The sequence below is a fragment of the Planctopirus sp. SH287 genome, from assembly GCF_056500625.1.
Window position 1 is genome coordinate 723083 of record NZ_CM151403.1, and the last position, 17109, is coordinate 740191.

Annotated in this window: 14 protein-coding genes; 9 read left to right on the forward strand and 5 right to left on the reverse strand. The window is 53.4% G+C overall.

The annotated features are described in order from the left end of the window. Positions 1 to 25: 25 nt before the first annotated feature. On the reverse strand, positions 26 to 1102 hold the full coding sequence (leuB, locus tag SH287x_RS02680) for a 3-isopropylmalate dehydrogenase (protein WP_479516900.1): 1077 nt from the start codon (positions 1100 to 1102) through the stop codon (positions 26 to 28). Positions 1103 to 1179: 77 nt separating this feature from the next. Continuing rightward, positions 1180 to 1359 (reverse strand): hypothetical protein, encoded by a 180-nt coding sequence (locus SH287x_RS02685; RefSeq protein ID WP_479516901.1) that lies wholly within the window; start codon positions 1357 to 1359, stop codon positions 1180 to 1182. Between the two features lie 274 nt (positions 1360 to 1633). Between SH287x_RS02685 and SH287x_RS02690 the strand changes: the two genes are divergently transcribed. From SH287x_RS02690 to SH287x_RS02725, 8 genes are all read left to right on the forward strand, one after another. Next, entirely contained in the window at positions 1634 to 3274 is a 1641-nt protein-coding gene (locus SH287x_RS02690) for a hypothetical protein (protein ID WP_479516902.1), read from the forward strand. Continuing rightward, entirely contained in the window at positions 3271 to 5088 is a 1818-nt protein-coding gene (locus SH287x_RS02695; protein ID WP_479516903.1) for a putative Ig domain-containing protein, read from the forward strand. The genes SH287x_RS02690 and SH287x_RS02695 overlap by 4 nt, the downstream gene beginning before the upstream one ends. Positions 5089 to 5200: 112 nt before the next feature. Next, positions 5201 to 5446, forward strand: a complete 246-nt coding sequence (locus SH287x_RS02700; RefSeq protein WP_479516904.1) for a hypothetical protein — start codon at positions 5201 to 5203, stop codon at positions 5444 to 5446. 261 nt (positions 5447 to 5707) lie between these two features. Further along, positions 5708 to 5893: a hypothetical protein gene (locus SH287x_RS02705; RefSeq protein WP_479516905.1), complete on the forward strand. Its 186-nt coding sequence runs from the start codon at positions 5708 to 5710 to the stop codon at positions 5891 to 5893. An 845-nt stretch (positions 5894 to 6738) separates the two neighbouring features. Then, positions 6739 to 7509, forward strand: a complete 771-nt coding sequence (locus SH287x_RS02710) for a (Fe-S)-binding protein (protein WP_479516906.1) — start codon at positions 6739 to 6741, stop codon at positions 7507 to 7509. Between the two features lie 334 nt (positions 7510 to 7843). After that, positions 7844 to 9226: a lactate utilization protein B gene (locus tag SH287x_RS02715; RefSeq protein WP_479516907.1), complete on the forward strand. Its 1383-nt coding sequence runs from the start codon at positions 7844 to 7846 to the stop codon at positions 9224 to 9226. 132 nt (positions 9227 to 9358) lie between these two features. Continuing rightward, a complete protein-coding gene (locus SH287x_RS02720; protein WP_479516908.1) occupies positions 9359 to 9907 on the forward strand; it encodes an REP-associated tyrosine transposase in 549 nt (182 codons plus the stop codon). Positions 9908 to 10130: 223 nt separating this feature from the next. Continuing rightward, complete coding sequence (locus SH287x_RS02725; RefSeq protein WP_479516909.1) at positions 10131 to 11147, forward strand: sugar phosphate isomerase/epimerase family protein; 1017 nt, start codon at positions 10131 to 10133, stop codon at positions 11145 to 11147. 508 nt (positions 11148 to 11655) lie between these two features. Here the strand turns inward: SH287x_RS02725 and mnmM are convergent. The 3 genes from mnmM to SH287x_RS02740 are packed head-to-tail and all read right to left on the reverse strand — an operon-like array spanning position 11656 to position 14457. Continuing rightward, on the reverse strand, positions 11656 to 12312 hold the full coding sequence (gene mnmM, locus SH287x_RS02730) for a tRNA 5-(aminomethyl)-2-thiouridylate-methyltransferase MnmM (protein WP_479516910.1): 657 nt from the start codon (positions 12310 to 12312) through the stop codon (positions 11656 to 11658). Positions 12313 to 12350: 38 nt separating this feature from the next. Then, complete coding sequence (locus tag SH287x_RS02735) at positions 12351 to 13799, reverse strand: sensor histidine kinase (RefSeq protein ID WP_479516911.1); 1449 nt, start codon at positions 13797 to 13799, stop codon at positions 12351 to 12353. Further along, positions 13780 to 14457 carry a response regulator transcription factor gene (locus SH287x_RS02740; protein WP_479516912.1) on the reverse strand — a complete coding sequence of 226 codons (678 nt, stop codon included), beginning with the start codon at positions 14455 to 14457 and terminating at the stop codon, positions 13780 to 13782. The genes SH287x_RS02735 and SH287x_RS02740 overlap by 20 nt, the downstream gene beginning before the upstream one ends. An 832-nt stretch (positions 14458 to 15289) precedes the next feature. On the opposite strand from SH287x_RS02740, the gene SH287x_RS02745 reads away from it, so the two are divergent. Then, a complete protein-coding gene (locus SH287x_RS02745; RefSeq protein WP_479516913.1) occupies positions 15290 to 17005 on the forward strand; it encodes an NADPH-dependent assimilatory sulfite reductase hemoprotein subunit in 1716 nt (571 codons plus the stop codon). Positions 17006 to 17109: the final 104 nt, after the last annotated feature.

Genomic DNA, 17109 nt, shown 5'->3' on the forward strand with positions numbered 1-17109 from the left:
TTCGCAGACCATCAACGTTTGGGGTTTACGCCAGAAAAGCGTCGAGTACCAGTTGCCCCATCTGAGTTGTGCTGACCGAAGGGCCGCCGCCAGCGATGTCTGCTGTGCGATGTCCCTTAGCTAGAACATGGTCGACGGCATTTTCCACAGCCACTGCTTCGGCTTCAAGATGCAAGGAGTGACGCAGTAACATGGCGGCTGCTAATAACGTGGCGAGCGGGTTGGCGATTCCCTTACCGGCGATATCAGGTGCCGAGCCGTGAATCGGTTCATAGAGGCCCGGGCCACTTTCACCCAGTGAAGCTGATGGAAGCAAACCCATTGAACCGGGAAGCATTGACCCTTCATCGGTGAGAATGTCACCAAAGAGGTTTTCCGTCACGACGACGTCAAAGTTCCTTGGCTTGGAAATCAGGTGCATGGCCATGGCGTCAATCAGCACATGTTCCGTCTGAATCTCCGGGAATTCAGCCTTCATGACACGATCGAATGTTTGCCGCCAGAGACGGGAGACTTCGAGGACATTCGCCTTGTCGACACTGGTGACTTTCTTGCGCCTGCCTCGCGCTGCCTGACCTGCCAGCCTGACAATTCGCTCAATCTCATGAGTGCTGTAGGTCATGGTATTGAAGGCGGTTTCGGAGCCGTCGGGATTGGTTTTTCGCCCCGCTTCGCCGAAATACAGCCCACCCGTCAGTTCGCGGAAGAAGAGAATGTCGACCCCTTCCACAATTTCCAGCTTCAATGGAGAAGCCTGCACCAGATAAGGAGACGCCTTGATCGGGCGGAGATTGGCAAACAGCCCCAGTTCTTTACGAATCTTGAGAAGACCCGCTTCTGGGCGAGTCCTGGCGTTGGGGTTATCCCACTTGGGGCCGCCGACTGCTCCCAGCAGAATGGCCTGGCTGTTTCGGCAGAGGTCGAGCGTCGCATCGGGAAGGGCTTCCCCTGTGGCATCAATCGCACAGCCACCAATGGCCCCAGTGACAAACGTGAACTCATGGCCAAACTTTTGGGCCACGGCTACCAGCAGCTTTTCCGCTTCGGCAACAACTTCAACACCAATTCCATCCCCAGGCAGTAGAGCAATCTGAGCACGCACGGCAAAACTTTCCAGAACGAGGTGAGCATGAATCGAAGGGTAGTAGCATACGATTTTGGACTATTGACCAACAGTGACTACCGGCAGGACTCATTAATTGATTTATCCAGAAGCACTGTGGAGCCATCAGGGGAGCTATCAGCGGGCCACCAGGTGGCTTTCAGGGGGCCATCAAGTTCCAGACGATTTCCCTGTTTTCCCACAAACAATTCCACGAACAATCTGCCCGGCAAGATCGATACAATCCACAGGGCCATGCCTGGCTGGTTCTCACCCTCCGTTGTTCCAAAAGTTTGCCCGTTCTCACGAAACAGGCAGGTCTGGCGTTACATGGGTGACGAGAACGGGGTTTGATTCGTGTCTGCCTCTCTTAAAGAACAGATTTAAGACCAGATTGAAACCGCTGGAATTCTCTAAAAAAAGAAGGTAAGGCTCAAGCGTAACATGAATTTATAATACGACTAATGTCGATTTTCTCTTGCCTGAGCCACTTGATATTTTCGTTGTATCATCGGGAAATGTGAGACTGTTGTGCTGATTATTGAATGGGATCGATTCCACCTGACGGCCCTGTCGACCGACGGAAATTCGTCGAAAGTCGTGGCGTGGACAGATGGACAAAGACCGACCGGGTTTGATGTCGGGCATGTGTCCTGGCTTAAAGCCGAATTGTCAGAATTCCTGTCAAAGGAAAAGAAAGCGATTCTGGTGATCCCCCGAGAGGACGCCATTCTGCGTCATCTTGAGTTACCCCCGACACCTCCTGAAGAGGTGCTGGACGTTGTCCGTTTGCAGACCACGATGCGGTCGTCGGTCTCACTTGATCAGGTGATGCTCGACTACCTGCCACTCCATGTGAAGCTTCCTCTGGTCGACGAATTATCGGCCAGCGGGAAAATGCGTGCGATTTCTGATGCCGAAGCGGCACAGATCGTTGTGGCTCCTCCCAGTGACACGCTCCATGTGCTGGTGGCGACAATCCCATCTCATCTGGCGAACACCGCTAGCCGATTACTGGAGGGAGTGGGACTTGAGGTCACGCAGGTCACCTTGTCCAGTTGCGGGCATGCGAACCTCTCACAAGCGATCCTTGGCAACTCGGCCCAAGTCGCATTTGTGGTCGAACGTGACGGACGTATTGAAACCACAGCCATCGCGGATGGGCAACTGTTGTTTGCCCATTCGGCTCGTGTCCCTCATGCCGCCAAGAATGAACAGGGTGTGGTCTCTCCATTGGCGATGGGTGCCGAGATCACCCGTGGCCTATTTGCCGCTCGGCGAATCGCGCCACAATTTCAACCTCGTCGTCTGATCATCTCCTCGCCCGCGTGTCTTGGTGAAACTGGCGAGGAACTCAAAGACGCGCTGGCTTCTCAGTTTGAATGTCAGGTTGAAGAAGTTGGCGAGATGCTGGCCGGTGCGAATCTGGAGCCAGCGTTCTATCAAATGATTTCAGATCAGGAGTCGATCTGGCGACTGATCGGCTGTCTTGGTGTTGTGCGAGGGCTGTCTGAACAGTGCCGCATCGATTTTCTGCATCCAAGAAAACCGGCACCGAAGCAGGATTATCGCAAGGTTCAAATTGTGGCCGGGGGAAGTGCGGCACTGGTTGCTGCATCGTTGATTCTCGCCTGGCAAAACTATCAAGTCAGCCAATTGGATACCGAATTAACGGCTCTCAACGTGCAGAAGGTTGAGACAAACCAAATGATCAAGCAAGGGGTTCCCGACCAGAAGATTTTTGCCGCCATTGATGACTGGCGAAAGCATGCACCGCAAATCTCCACGGAGTTAGGGCGACAGACGCGAGTTTTACCTGATACGCAGCGTTTGCTCTGGACCAGCTGGTCGATTGCCGCTGGAAGCGGTGAGGCGTTTGGTCGTTTTCAGGCCTCAGGGTTGGCTCGCAGTGGTGCTGATGTGACTGATTTGGGCAATCGCATGGCGGAGAGCAAAGAATATCGTCTCGTTCCTCGTGAACTTTCCGGGATCAGCAAAGACCCTGAATACAAACAGCGATTTGAAATTGACGCCACGCTGTTACCCCCCGCGCCACCACCCAAAAACTCAAGCGGCCTTAAACCCTCAGCTTCTGGAGCCAAAGGAACAGGGACTCCACCAGTGAAGACCACGTCCTCTGAGTCGTCTCTCACGGAAGGAGGCCGCTCATGAATACCCGCGAACGGAATCTTGTCATAGGCCTGGGAAGCACGGCACTTCTCTATGCGGCTTATATGTATGTCTTGCCAGCGTTCATCGAGCCTATCACCAGCCGACAGAATGAGATTGCTTCCGTTAGCGAAGAGATTGAAAAAAGTCAGCAGTCCGTCATGCAACTGCTTCAGGAACGTAAGCAGTTAGGACAATGGAAGGCGATTTCCCTGCCTGCTGATCCTCCTAATACCAAACGCCCTGATGCTCTCAATGCTCAGCGGTTGTATCTCAACTGGCTTTCCAGTGTGGCGGAAGCCAGTCAGCTAAAGAATGTTAAAACGTCACCTGAACGTCGGCAATCCAAGCCGGGGCTATATATCAGTGTCGCGGTCTCGCTGACGGGCGAAGGAACGCCAGCACAAATCGCTGATTTTCTGGCTCGAATTGAACTTTCTTCGCTATTGCATCGCGTCAATCGCGTTCGCGTCGATTCGACAGAACTCACCGGTAACCCGCCGTTTAAAATCGATATCGAATTAGAAGGGATTGTGTTCCCTGAAAGCCGGCCACGAAACACGCTCTTTCCTGAAACCACTCTGAAGGTGGCGATGACACCTGCTTCCAAAGAGTTGACCGTGGCTGATCCTCTCGCCATTCGTAGCCCTCTTCCTTTTGAAGTTCTCATTGGAAAAGAACGAGTGAATGTGACGGCGGTGAACACCACCACCGGCGTGTGGAAAGTAGAACGGGGAGCCACAGCCGGTTCTCATGCGCTGGGCACCACGGTGGAGATTCCCTCCGGGCCGACTTCTGCTGTGATTACCGCTAAAGCGGCGGAAATTCAGAGCCAATGGCGATTTCTTAAACCCGTTCCCCCTGCCAAGTATGATCCCCGGCTGGAATTGAAAGGGGAAAGCACACTGCTGACACGAACGGCTTTCAAGAAAACGATTGAGCTTTCTGGAACCGCCGGTACCCAACCCGTCATGAAACCCATTGGCACCTGGCCCGAAGGAATTACGTTCGATCCACAATCCCGCACCATCAGCGGCGCGTTGCCCGCTCGTGGTTCATCAGAAGGAACTCGTTCTAACGAACTGACGCTTGAGTTTGATGTCGTGCCCGATGGTGATGCCTACGCGACAGTTCAGCGAAAAGTGCGTTTCACGGTGAAAGACCCGAACACCGCTCCCACGATGACTCCACCGGCAAAAATGCCTGTGGCTGTGGTTGGTAAACAGTGGAAACTCCAGCCGAAGGCTCGCGATCAAGAGACTTCCAGTGAAAAACTGCGTTGGTCGGCGGTCTCGCTGATTGAAGGGATGATTCTCAATTCCTCTACAGGAAGTATTGAGTGGACGCCGCCCGCGTCGATTGAACCGGGATCTCAATCGATCGAACTGCGTGTCACTGACGACTCGTCACCTCCTCTGGCAACCAACCAGGTCTTTCGCTTTGAACTGGTGGAGGATCTTCCCCAGTTCACGTTCCTGATCGCGATCATTGAGGCCAATTCGTCTGCCAGCGCTGGGGAAAGTCCGACCGGTCTGGTGAATTCAGCGGCCTCGGTTGAAGGAACGACCCAGGAAGCGGTCAGCTTGACGCCGTTGGTGAATAAGCCTGTCACTAGCGAAGTCTGGTTCTTTGATCGCATCCGCAACCTGAGAATCACCGTAGCACCGGGAACGCTGCAACAGGTGGGGGATGTGGAATTTGTTGTGGAGGAAGCGGCAGGGCAACACGTGATCCTGCGAGTGAACGACCAGCGATACCGTCTCAATATTGGGCAGAATTTACGGCAGATGGCGCCGTTGGAAGCGCCGTCTCAATAATGGCGATTCATGTCTTCCTCCCGGATTGTTGATCATCCCCCAAGACGATGATTATGCTGTGAGCGTTCTCACTTTAACTATTCGCTCCTGGTAACGATTCAAAGAGTTTTGCATGACCGGTTACACAGTTCACACAGGTTCCACGGAAGGGTTTTCTGACGGCTGGGATCGGATTTTTGGCTCGAAAACCGCCTCTGGCCAGCCCGCTAAACCCAAGGCGGCATCGAAAAAGGCCGCAGCCTCCGCTTCACCTGCGCAAGCAAAACAAGCTCCCCCGGTAGCAGCCACGAAGAAATCAGCCACAACCCCATTGACTAAGAAAGCCGTTAGCAAAAAAGGGACGAAGGTGTCGAAGTAGCCCTGCTGCCTCAACTTTGTCAATAAAATCGACATAAGCGGTAAACTCTCGCAGTCTGTGGCAAATTAAAACTGTTTTGCCAGATGAAACAGGAACTCCCCCGGATTTCTGCCGCAGGTCATTTTCTGGTGAGTTTCGCATGGATGGCCGGAAAAATTCCTGCCGATACCCGTGTTACGTCAGGTCGTGATCCCTTAGGAATCAAGTGACACCGTCAAGGGGTCTGGCCAGTGCCAGTGGTCTCAATGGAGGGAGAAAGCTGTGTCGGAAGATCTTGAATTCGAGGAAATCTCGAGCGAAGAAGTTGATCGTGTCGTGGCTGCTCTTGAGGAATTGATGGGTTCCCTCACTAGCGAAACGATTCGTGCTCACCTCGAAGATGTCTCAAATACGGTTTATTACCTCGTCTACGATGAAGACGAAGAAGAGCTTTCCGAAGCCGCTTGATTCGGCATGAAAAGCCGGGTTGAAGTCAGGAGTGGAACGCTCACTTCGCTGTGATCAAGCAGTGATGAATGAGCTGTTTCACATTTCGGGCATTAAAGATTGGTCGCCTGTCGATTGATAGAAATCAACAGGCGATTTTCTTTTTCCGAAGTCCCGGTTGAACAGTCTTTGAAAGCGATCTTGCCCCTGATCGCCTGCTGGCGGTTCATGCCTCCATCGTGCGAGTTTGCTCCTCGACAATTCAGATGGGAGCGCAGGATGAGGGCGGGTTGCAGGTTGGATAGCGATTCACCGCCCGGTTCATCAATAGCGTCCCCGGCACGATTCTCTATTGAGAACGTCGATTGGAAAATCCCTCACCCGCCCCTTGCGGGGTTTGTGGCGGCGTATGAAGGTCGGTTGTTTATCCACAAATGGGTCTTACGCCGCCAGATGGCGGTTGTGGGGTTGATGGATTGGCTCCTCTCCCATTCCGATGGGAGAGGCTGGGTGAGGGCGGGCCGTAGTTCAAACAACGGTCATTCTCTCTACCCACCAAGAGAGATCCAGTCACGCTTTTTGATGGGGAACGCACACTGGGAAAATCCCTCACCCGGCACTGCGTGCCACCCTCTCCCGCCTGCGCGGGCGAGGGTTAGTTGCTCCTTGCCTGTTCAGATGGGAGATGTTGGAAGAGGGCGAGTTCGTCGTTCGATCATCAAAAGCGAGAGAAGCCCAGGCTCGCCGTCCTGTTGATCGGAAAGGGCGTCCAGTCAATCTCTTACGAATCAACGGGTATGGATGCAGTGAACGCGCGACTGGTCTACAATCCGGGTGACTGAAATTCCGCCTTCAGGAACTCGCATATGCCTCGTGTCGGTTTATTCATCCCCTGCTACGTTGATCAACTTTATCCTGACGTGGGAATTGCCACGTGTGAGGTTCTCGAACGATTTGGCTGTGATATTGATTTTCCCGTCAACCAGACGTGCTGCGGCCAACCCATGGCCAACACCGGTTGCACGGTCGACGCGGTTCCTGTCGCCCGCAGATTCATCGAAATTTTTGCAAAATACGACCACATCATCTGTCCGTCGGGAAGCTGCGTCGCCATGGTTCGCAGCCACTACGAACATCTGCTGCACGATGAAATCGTTGCTGGTCGCGTGGATCAAGCCGCTTTCCACCATGTCACCAAAAACACGCTGGAACTGGTCGAATTTCTCGTCGACGTTCTCAAAGTGGATCGGCTCGATGTCCCTTTCCCGCACAAAGTGGGATTACATCAGAGCTGCCACGGCCTCCGCGAACTTCGTCTGGGCCAATGCAGCGAACTGGTCTCTCCTGCCTATAGCAAAGCCGAGCAGCTTCTCAAGACGATGCCAGGGTTGGAACTGGTGCCACTCAAGCGGGTTGATGAATGTTGTGGTTTTGGCGGAACGTTTGCCATCAATGAAGAAGCGGTCTCCTGTATGATGGGGAATGACCGGATTCACGATCATGAGGAAGCCGGGACGCAGGTGATGACTGCGGGAGACATGTCATGCCTGATGCATCTTCAAGGATTACTCGTGCGGCAAAAGAAACCCATGAAAGTGATGCACCTCGCCCAGATCTTCGCTGGCCGATCCCCTTGACCCCTTGCGGGGTTTGGGCCTATCGGCCGTCCCCTTGCGGGGTTTCGGACGGCGTATGAACGTCAATTGTTGAGAAACGAATGGCTGGCACGCCGTCAGCCCCTTGCGGGGGTTGGGCCTATCGGCCGGGACGCGGGCGAAGACCCGCAGGCTCGTTGGTCTGCTGGTCGGTAGTTGATCCACGTTTGGGTCTTAGGCCGTCCCCTTGCGGGGGTTGGTGCGGCGCATGAAAGTCAGTTGTTTGGAAGCGAATTGCTGGTATGCCGTCAGGACGCAGATGGGTATGGAAAATCTCCTTACTCGCAGCTGACAAATAGTTTTAGGTAAGACAATCATGATCTCCGCCACGCACGACCATCCCGCCAATGCGAAGAAATTCACCGACAACGAACCACGCGCTCATTGGCATGATCAGGCCATCTGGTTTGTCCGTTCCAAACGAGACAAAGCCGCCTGGACATTGCCCGAATGGGAAGAGCTGCGCGAACGGGCCTCGCAGATCAAAATGCATATGCTCTCGAATCTGGCGGGGTATCTGGAGCAGTTTGAAGCCGAAGCGACAAAACGCGGTGCAGTCGTTCACTGGGCAAAGGATGCTGCTGAGCACAACGAGATTGTGCTGAAGTTGCTACAGCAGCATGGCGTGAAGAAGGTGGTCAAGAGCAAATCCATGCTCACCGAAGAGTGCCATCTTAATCCCTTTCTTGAACGGCACGGCATGGATGTCGTCGACACCGACCTGGGCGAGTGGATTGTGCAACTACTGCATGAACCGCCCAGCCATATTGTCATGCCAGCGATACATATCAAGCGGGAAGAAGTGGGTGAGCTTTTCCATAAACATCTGGGAACAGAGAAAGGCGCCACAGACCCGCCTTACCTGGTGAATGCGGCTCGGAACGAACTGCGGCAGAAATTTCTCGGAGCTGAGGCGGGGATCACCGGGGTGAACTTTGCGATCGCGGAAACCGGCGGCTTTGTGGTTTGCACGAACGAGGGGAACTGCGATCTGGGAGTCTCGCTTCCTAAACTGCATATTGCCTGCATGGGCATGGAAAAGATCATCCCGCGCGCTGCCGATCTGGGTGTCTTTTTACGGCTGCTTGCTCGTTCGGCCACTGGCCAGCCTATCACGACCTACTCGTCACACTTTCATGGGCCAATGGAAGGGGGCGAACTTCATATTGTCATTGTGGATAACGGCCGCAGTAAAATTCTGGGAACGCCCGAATTCCGTCGCTCGCTCTACTGCATTCGCTGCGGCGCCTGCATGAACACCTGCCCGGTTTATCGACGTAGCGGCGGCCATAGTTATGACACGACTGTTCCCGGCCCGATCGGTTCAATCCTCGCTCCCTCTCGCGATCCCGCCCAGCACAGCACGCTTCCTTTTGCATGCAGTCTGTGTGGCTCATGCAGCGATGTTTGCCCTGTGAAGATCGATCTCCATTTACAGCTTCTCACCTGGCGCAAGCAAATTGCGGCCTTGGGGTTATTGCCTTTTGACAAGCGTTGGGGGATGTGGTTTGCCGGCAAGTTGTTCAGCCGCCCCCGGCTTTATGAACTGGCGGGAAAAGTCGGCCGTACCATCTGGCCGTGGCTCCCCCGATTTATGGTCTATAACCCCCTCAATAAATGGGGCAAGCGACGAGAACTTCCGCCAATGCCAAAGAAATCATTCCGTGAACTTTACGCCGAGAGAAGGAAGAAACCGTAATGTCTTTACTTTTTATCTGTCGCATTTAGTAGTAGGCTGGGTCTCGACCCAGCACAAACAGCTCATTTTTGGCTACGCTTTTTAAATAGCATATGATGCACTCCGATCACATTTTCTCGGAGTTATGATCCAGTGGGAAACTATCGACGAAATCGTCTGGGCCAGATGTTTTTCTTTACCTTAGTGACTCTGGATCGTCGTCCAATTCTCACGACTGAACTTGGACGCAAAGCGCTTCGTTTGGCGATTAGAAAAGTGCAGTATGATCGCCCGTTTGTGATTGTCGGCATCGTCCTTCTCCCTGATCATCTTCATACGATCTGGGAATTGCCTTCCGGTGATCACGATTACTCCATTCGATGGCGTTTGATCAAATCACAATTCAGTCAGATGTGGATTCGGGAAGGTGGTTCGGAGACGATCAGTACCAGAAGTCGTCGCGATAAAGGTGAACGGTCTATCTGGCAGAGACGGTTCTACGAACATACTTGCCGTGATGAGAAAGATGCCGAACGTTGTTTAGAATACATTCACTACTATCCAATGAAGCATGGCATTGTGAACCGAATCATCGACTGGCCCTGGTCATCGTTCCACCGTTACGTGGCGAAAGGTGTTTACCTGCCTGACTGGGGAAGCCAGCTGTCCAACTCGTTTGACGAATTTGATGCCGCCGAATAATGACACACGACGGATAACAAGGCGATTAACTCCAGCGGGATCTCATTTCTGGCAAAGAGTGAAATGATTGATGGAGCGATGCTCAAAGTGCTGGGTCTTGACCCAGCCTACGAATTCAGGAAATCTCGCCGGAAAAGTTTCCTCTCCTTCGCTTGATTTGACGAAGGGGCGAGTGTTATCGAAGCGAAAGAAATATCAACACCACTTTTGAAGATCTCAAACCATGTCTGAACCTGCTGTGATTCTCTCTGCGTTTGCTGATGAAGCGGCTAACACCAAGTCGGCTGTTGAACAGTTTTCTGCCCTTTCTGCCCTCGGGTTGAGCTACTACAGCCCACGCTTTGTCGATGTGGCGGGCACGGGACAGGTGCAGCATGTGACAGAACTCGACAAAGCCCAACTCAAAGATCTGGCCACGCTGCAAACTCGCTATGGCATGAATGTTTGCAGTATCGGCTCGCGTCTTGGCAAAGTAAAACTCTTCGATCAGGAAGATGGCTCTCACAACAAGTACGTCGCCCCCAAAAAATATCTCGACACTGAAGTCGCCGCGACCATCAAGGCGGCAGGCGCTCTTGGCGCTAAAATCGTGCGAGGCTTCTCGTTCTATCACCCACGCGGCGAAGACGCCCTGAAATACATCCAAGCCGCTGCTGACGCTCTGGGGCCAGTGGTGGAAGCTTGCGCCAAAGCCGGACTGGTTTATGGCCTGGAAGTGGAAGCCAATCTGGTCGGGCAGAACGGCCAGACACTGGCAGCCATTGCCAAGGCTGTGAAGCAACCTAACCTGGTCTGCATCTTTGACGGTGGAAACCTCTCCAGTCAGAACCTGCCTCCTGAAGCCTGCTTCGCCGAATACCTCGCCATGCGCAACGCCTATGGCTACATGCATATCAAGGACTACAAGATCGATCCTCATCTTCAGTGGAACGGAGTGGTCGACGAAGAACGCCTCAAGAATTTTGTTCCAGCCGATGTCGGCGACTCAGGCCACGAACGCATTCTGCGCGACCTGAAAGAACACCTGCCCAAAATCAACAAAAAGATGCAAAAACTCGGCCTGCCAGGCACATTCCTTGAACTGGAACCTCATCTCAAAGGGGGCGGCCAGTTTGGCGGTTTCAGCGGGCCTGACGGAATGGGCGTCGCTGTCAGAGCACTTTGCAAACAACTGGATTACATCGGCATCGGTTACCGCATACGCGACTTCCAGGACATCCGCACCGCTCGCGGCTTCTAACCCCCTTGCGGGTCTTGGGCCTATCGGCCGGGTCGTGGGCTAAAGATCCGCGGCCCCGTTGTGGCCGCTCCCCTTGCGGGGTTTGGGGCGTCCCCTGTCGGGGTTTGTGGCGGCGTATGGGAGTCAGTCGTTCATTTACGAATGGGTCTTACGCCGCCAAAAAGATGATAGATTTTCAACACAACCGCACTCCCACGATAGCGTGAAACAAGGAATTTGCTCCCTCGCCCATTCCGATGGGAAAGGGGCGGGGTGAGGGCGAGCCGAACTTTCAATATCCCTCACTCTGTGCTTGTAAACACCACCACCGGCTACTATCGCCAAGCATTTACTACGTAGAGTGCATTGCGCTGCGTTTTACGCTCACGACATTAGTATAGGATCATTTTTATGTAGTGAACGTCGATTGGGGAAGTCATTACCTGGGACTTTGATCTTCCAGGCCATCGCTGCATGGCTCCTTTTTAATCTTCTGTGAGACTTAGAGCCAGTGACAGTGAGGGCTGTTTCAAGTGGTGCCGGTGTGATGAATGGGCCGTGGGGTTGTGGGTGGTTGTTGGATCACATAGAGCCTGGGAGAATTCTCGGGGGTGCCTGAAGAATTGAGGGCTTGTACTTGCCATGCTGGCTCCAGTGCTTGAATCCAGCGAGAGATATGCATGGCTTCGTCTTTGCCCTCGGGGTGCCCTGGATAGGCCAGGATGGTCATCATTCCTGTTGGCGAAAGAATTTCTAACGCCTGATTCAGAGCGGCTATTGTGGACGCCGCGAGCGTGGTGACGGACTTGTTGCCTCCCGGCAGGTATCCCAGATTGAACATGATGGCTGCCACCTGGCCAATTAATGAGGCGGGGATTGCTTCTTTCAATTCCGCATGTGATCGCTGCAAGAGATGCACATTCTCTGGCTGATGTTTCAGATTCTTTTGAAGGGCCTCTTGGTTTTTATGAACTTGTTCATTTGGCTGTGAGACTCGTTCTCGCGTCGCCGAAATGGCGGATTGCTGAATGTCAAAAGCCCAGACAGTTCCTGTCGAACCGACACAACGGAGAAGAAAGGCGGTGTCATGGCCATTGCCGGCTGTTGCATCAATCGCCACATCGCCCGGTTGAAGGTGGCTGGCCAGCAGGGAGTGCGCTTGCTCTGTCAAAGAGATTCTCGGCATGAACGGCCTCTGCAACGCCTCATGGTGGGGAACATGTGTCAGATGGCCATCGGTAGCAGAACGGTCACGGTCGTGCCTTGACGTAATTCGCTGGTCATCGAGATGGTTCCCTGATGCTGTTTAATAATGGCTTCGCAGATACTCAGTCCCAATCCCATCCCGCGGGATTCAACTCGCTGGCGAGACCGATCGGCTTGAAAAAAGCGGTCGAACACATGTTTCAGATCTTCCGGAGAGATTCCCACGCCTTGATCCTGAATCGTCATCCGCAGCATGCCTTTCTCGGGAAGATGATCCAGTCCAATGACCACATCGCCGCCGGGGGGTGAAAATTTAATCGCGTTATCGAGTAGATTGGTAACGACTTGCCGCAGCTCCCGTTCCATGCCGATGACCCGAAAGCTGAGCGACTCCTGGCTCAGTTCCCCTTGTGAGTCCTGATGAACGGAAGAAGGTGTTTTTAGCAGGAGCAGGATCGAGCGTTCTTCGGCAACAGCCGTAAACATTTCAATGGCGCGGGTGGCAACCTGTTTCAGATCCACCGGCAATCGTTCGATATCCGTGCCGCGAATATCCGATTCTGCCAGCTGCATGAGTTGCCGAACCAGCGTGGCCAGGTGCTGGCACTCCTCCAGTAATGTTTCAAGGATTTCCTGATGTTCCGCGGTGTCACGTGGTTTGGAAAGAGCCACATCGATCTGGCTGATCATGGCTGCCAGAGGCGAACGCAATTCATGAGCGGCATTGGCCAGAAACGAATTGTTTCTGTCGATCTGCGAAGCAATTTCGTCGAGAAAAGCATTGATCTTTGAGGCCAGGAGATCGAGTTCATCGCCGACGCCACGAATTTTCAGCCGGTCTTCCAGTCGTCGGGGTCGCAGGATGTCGGCAGAGGCCAGGATTTTCTGGAAGGGGATCACGGCCTGAGTTGCCAGAATGTAACCACCCAAAGGGGCCAGAATACACAAAGCTAACGCAATCGGCAGTAAGACCCGCGTCATGCGGGCGACGTCGATCTCGATGAAACTTGTACTGAGTCCCACGCGCACGTACATGGTTGGGCCATTTTTGATATTGATCTGCCTTTCAACAGAGCGAACACCATTCATTGACCAGACCAGTCCGTCGGCTATTTGCCGCACCTGATTTCCCAGTGGTTCGGCAGGAGCACTTTCGCTGGCGAAGATCGTCTTGCGATCAGCGTTCAGCCAGCGCACATGCCAGCCGACTTCCTGGCTGCTGTTCGCCTTGCGTTCCATCTCGCTGCGGATCGCTTCTTCGTCTGGCCAGTTTTCTTTGACAGCCAGTTCCAAGGCCCGCGCTTCATCCAGCAGGATGCGATCAGTTTCATCCAGCAGCGAATATCGCAGTCCTTCGCGAACACTGATCAGTGCGGCCAGAACTGCCAGAATCACCACCAGCGTATTCCAGACCATCAAGCGGAAACGGAGTGAAGAGAGCCGGCGGCTAAGCTGCTGGAATGGCATAACCACGTCCTCGGATCGTCTTGATCACAGATTGGTCGCGATCTTTGTCGAGCTTTCCACGCAAACGATTGACGTGCACTTCAATCACATTGGTTGTCCCATCCCAATTAAATCCCCAGACATGCTCACACAGCATTTTGCGAGTGACCACCTGCCCGGCATAACGCATGAGAAGTTCAAGCAGGCTGAATTCAATGGGAGTCAGATCAATTTCCTTGCCGTTGTCACTGGCGACGACGCGTCTGGTGGTCAGATCCAGCGTCAGACCGGCTGCTTGCAGGATCATGGAGGGCTTATTCCCCGAGCGACGGCAGACTGCTTCCAGGCGAGCCATCAGTTCGGCGAAATCAAACGGTTTCACCAGATAGTCATCCGCTCCCAGCTTGAGTCCTTTGACCCGATCTTCCACAGATCCCAGAGCCGTCAGCAGGACGATGGGAGCCAGGACACCGCCTGCCCGCAGTTTTTGCAGAACATCAAGTCCATTTTCGCCAGGGAGCAGCAAGTCCAGCACAATGGCGTCTGCCTGTTGAGAAACGGCGGCTTCGTAGCCGGTGATCCCATCTTGCTGCCAGGTGCAATGATGTCCCGCTTCTGAGAATCCTTGCTGAAGAGTCCTGCCAATTGTGGGATCGTCTTCAATGACCAGGACATTCATCGCTTGTACTCCCATTTCAGCCGATATGATCGAAGATGAGTTGAACTCTGCTCTTGAGCAGTGGTGCCTGCATTCTTACGAGCGTATCGCAAGTCGATCACCAGCGACATCCCCGGTGATCTTCCGGTAGAACTGAAATTTTCGCAAGATATTACTGACAAAGAAGATCAAGAACATCAGTCCGCAAGAAAGACCTCGGCCTACTGCTGTGTCACGGCTTTGTCTTGGGGTTGATGTCATCACAGCGTCCGTCGCTGTCGGACTTAACAACAGACGAGACCCGAATTTAAGACTTTGACAATGCACTACTGCCGTGACACGGCTTTGTTTTGGGGTTGATGTCATCGCAGCGTCTGCCGCTGTAGGACTTAACAGCAGACGAGACCCGAATTTAAGACTTTGACAATGCACTACTGCCGTGTCACGGCTTTGTTTTGAGGTTGATGACATCGCAGCGTCCTCCGATGTCGGACTTAACAGCAGACGAGGCCAGAATTTAAGACTTTGACAATGCACTACTCACATTTCCGCTCCCCGGATATAATGAGTTTTCGCTTATGTTTCAGGGAAAGACATCGTTTTCCATTTGAGCTTTTTTCTGTCGTTAATCGCCAGTTGTAAATCGTCAATGGTTAATCGCGGTGAGATCACTGTGGTGCGGAATGGTCTTTAGAATGTTGTAATCGCTCAAAGGCGAGGGAAATTTCGGACAGGCCAGAACCGGCCGGGCCGACAAGTGTCCTCTTGAGGACGCTGGAAATGGATGTCAGGGCAGGATCATTCCCTAACATCTCATCACCGATCATTAGATTCAGTCATCAGGAATGCAGGAATGTCCGAACAGGTTGAGCGCAGCAAGAACGAGATCATCAAAGAAAACAGCCAGCAATTGCGAGGGGAGATCCTTGCCGACCTGAATTCGGATTCGCCGGAATTTGGGGACGATAGCCAGCAGCTGATCAAGTTCCATGGCATGTACCAGCAGGACGATCGCGACGTTCGTAAAGCTAAAAATCCTGATGGGACGCCCAAAGGGAAGACTCATATTGTCATGATTCGCGCCCGAATTCCCGGCGGTAATCTGACAGCCGACCAGTTTCTGGGAATTCTTGACCTGAGTGAAAAGTATGCCAACGGCGCGATCCGGCTCACGACAAGGCAGGGTATTCAGCTTCATTACGTTCCCAAAACGGATACAAAGGCCGTCGTTCGCGGCATCAACGACACCATGTTGACGACGTTGGCTGCATGTGGTGACGTGAACCGCAACGTGATGGCCTGTCCTGCACCCATCAAAGATGAGCCGCACGCTACCATTCAGAAGCTGGCCTATGATCTCGCCGAATACTTCAAACCCAAAACCACTGCGTATCATGAACTCTGGCTGACTGATGACGAAGGGAATACGCACAACGCGGCGGAATTTACTCCCGTGGAGGAACCGATTTACGGTGCTCATTACCTGCCCCGTAAATTCAAGATGGCCATCGCGCTACCAGATGACAATTGTATTGACGTCTACGCCAACGATCTGGGTTTGATTGCCGATGTGCAGGGTGGCCGGGTGGTGGGCTACAACATGTTGGTCGGCGGCGGCATGGGGCGCACGCCTAGCGCTGAAAAGACCTTCCCGGCGGTTGGGAAAAAGCTTTGCTATGTCACACCAGAGCAAGTCATTCCTGTGGCTGAAGCCGTGGTTAAAGTGCAGCGAGACTTTGGTAATCGGGCAGACCGTAAAGTGGCTCGTCTGAAGTATCTCATCAACAATTGGGGCCTGGAGAAATTCCGGTCGACTGTTGAAGAGTATTATGGCAGCCCGCTCTCGCCTCCGACATCGCTGGATGTCAAAGGGGTCGAAGATCACATTGGCTGGTTCCCCCAGGGGGATGGCAAGCTGTTTGTGGGGATTAATGTTGAGTGCGGTCGGGTGCGCGACACCGGCGATTTGCGGGTGAAGTCAGGGCTGCGCGCGATCATTGAAAAGTACCGCATGCCGGTGCGTACCACGGCCATGCAGGGGGTGATCCTGTGTGATATCGATCCCGCTGATCGTGCAGATATCACGGCCATGCTCCGGCAGCATGGCATTAAGCCTGCTGAAGAATTGACGATTCTCCGCCGCTTTGCCATTGCCTGTCCCGCGCTCCCCACTTGTGGGTTATCTCTGACGGAATCAGAGCGGGTGCTTCCCGGCCTCATTGATCAATTCGATATTGAGATGGCAAAGCTCGGCCTGCAATCGGAAAAGATCTCTCTTCATATGACCGGTTGTAATAACGGCTGTGCCCGGCCTTATACCCCTGATATTGGCTTTGTGGGGCGTTCGCTGGGGAAGTACACCATCTTCGTTGGCGGGAATCTGGAAGGTTCCCGGCTGGCGTTTCTGTTAAAGGATCAGGTGCCTCTGGACAGTCTGGTGCCGACGCTGGTTCCGCTGCTGACAGCTTACAAAGCAGATCGACTGGCCGATGAAGGCTTTGGTGACTTTTGCGTTCGACAGGGTCTGGAAAATCTGCAAGCGATGGCTGTTGAAGTGGCTGCTGTTTAATGCGGCTATGGCCATCATGATGTATGAATGGGGGATGAGGCGTCGTGCTTGAGTTCCGAAAATGCTGGTCAGACAGCCGCGATAATTGCATGTCACGGAGTTGA

What these genes read in the sequence shown, in the direction of transcription:
- SH287x_RS02685 (WP_479516901.1), bottom strand. Translation starts at nt 1,359, where the DNA reads ATGGCCCTGTGGATTGTATCGATCTTGCCGGGCAGATTGTTCGTGGAA.
- SH287x_RS02695 (WP_479516903.1), top strand. Translation starts at nt 3,271, where the DNA reads ATGAATACCCGCGAACGGAATCTTGTCATAGGCCTGGGAAGCACGGCA.
- SH287x_RS02700 (WP_479516904.1), top strand. Translation starts at nt 5,201, where the DNA reads ATGACCGGTTACACAGTTCACACAGGTTCCACGGAAGGGTTTTCTGAC.
- SH287x_RS02710 (WP_479516906.1), top strand. Translation starts at nt 6,739, where the DNA reads ATGCCTCGTGTCGGTTTATTCATCCCCTGCTACGTTGATCAACTTTAT.
- SH287x_RS02715 (WP_479516907.1), top strand. Translation starts at nt 7,844, where the DNA reads ATGATCTCCGCCACGCACGACCATCCCGCCAATGCGAAGAAATTCACC.
- SH287x_RS02725 (WP_479516909.1), top strand. Translation starts at nt 10,131, where the DNA reads ATGTCTGAACCTGCTGTGATTCTCTCTGCGTTTGCTGATGAAGCGGCT.
- mnmM (WP_479516910.1), bottom strand. Translation starts at nt 12,312, where the DNA reads ATGCCGAGAATCTCTTTGACAGAGCAAGCGCACTCCCTGCTGGCCAGC.
- SH287x_RS02735 (WP_479516911.1), bottom strand. Translation starts at nt 13,799, where the DNA reads ATGCCATTCCAGCAGCTTAGCCGCCGGCTCTCTTCACTCCGTTTCCGC.
- SH287x_RS02740 (WP_479516912.1), bottom strand. Translation starts at nt 14,457, where the DNA reads ATGAATGTCCTGGTCATTGAAGACGATCCCACAATTGGCAGGACTCTT.
- SH287x_RS02745 (WP_479516913.1), top strand. Translation starts at nt 15,290, where the DNA reads ATGTCCGAACAGGTTGAGCGCAGCAAGAACGAGATCATCAAAGAAAAC.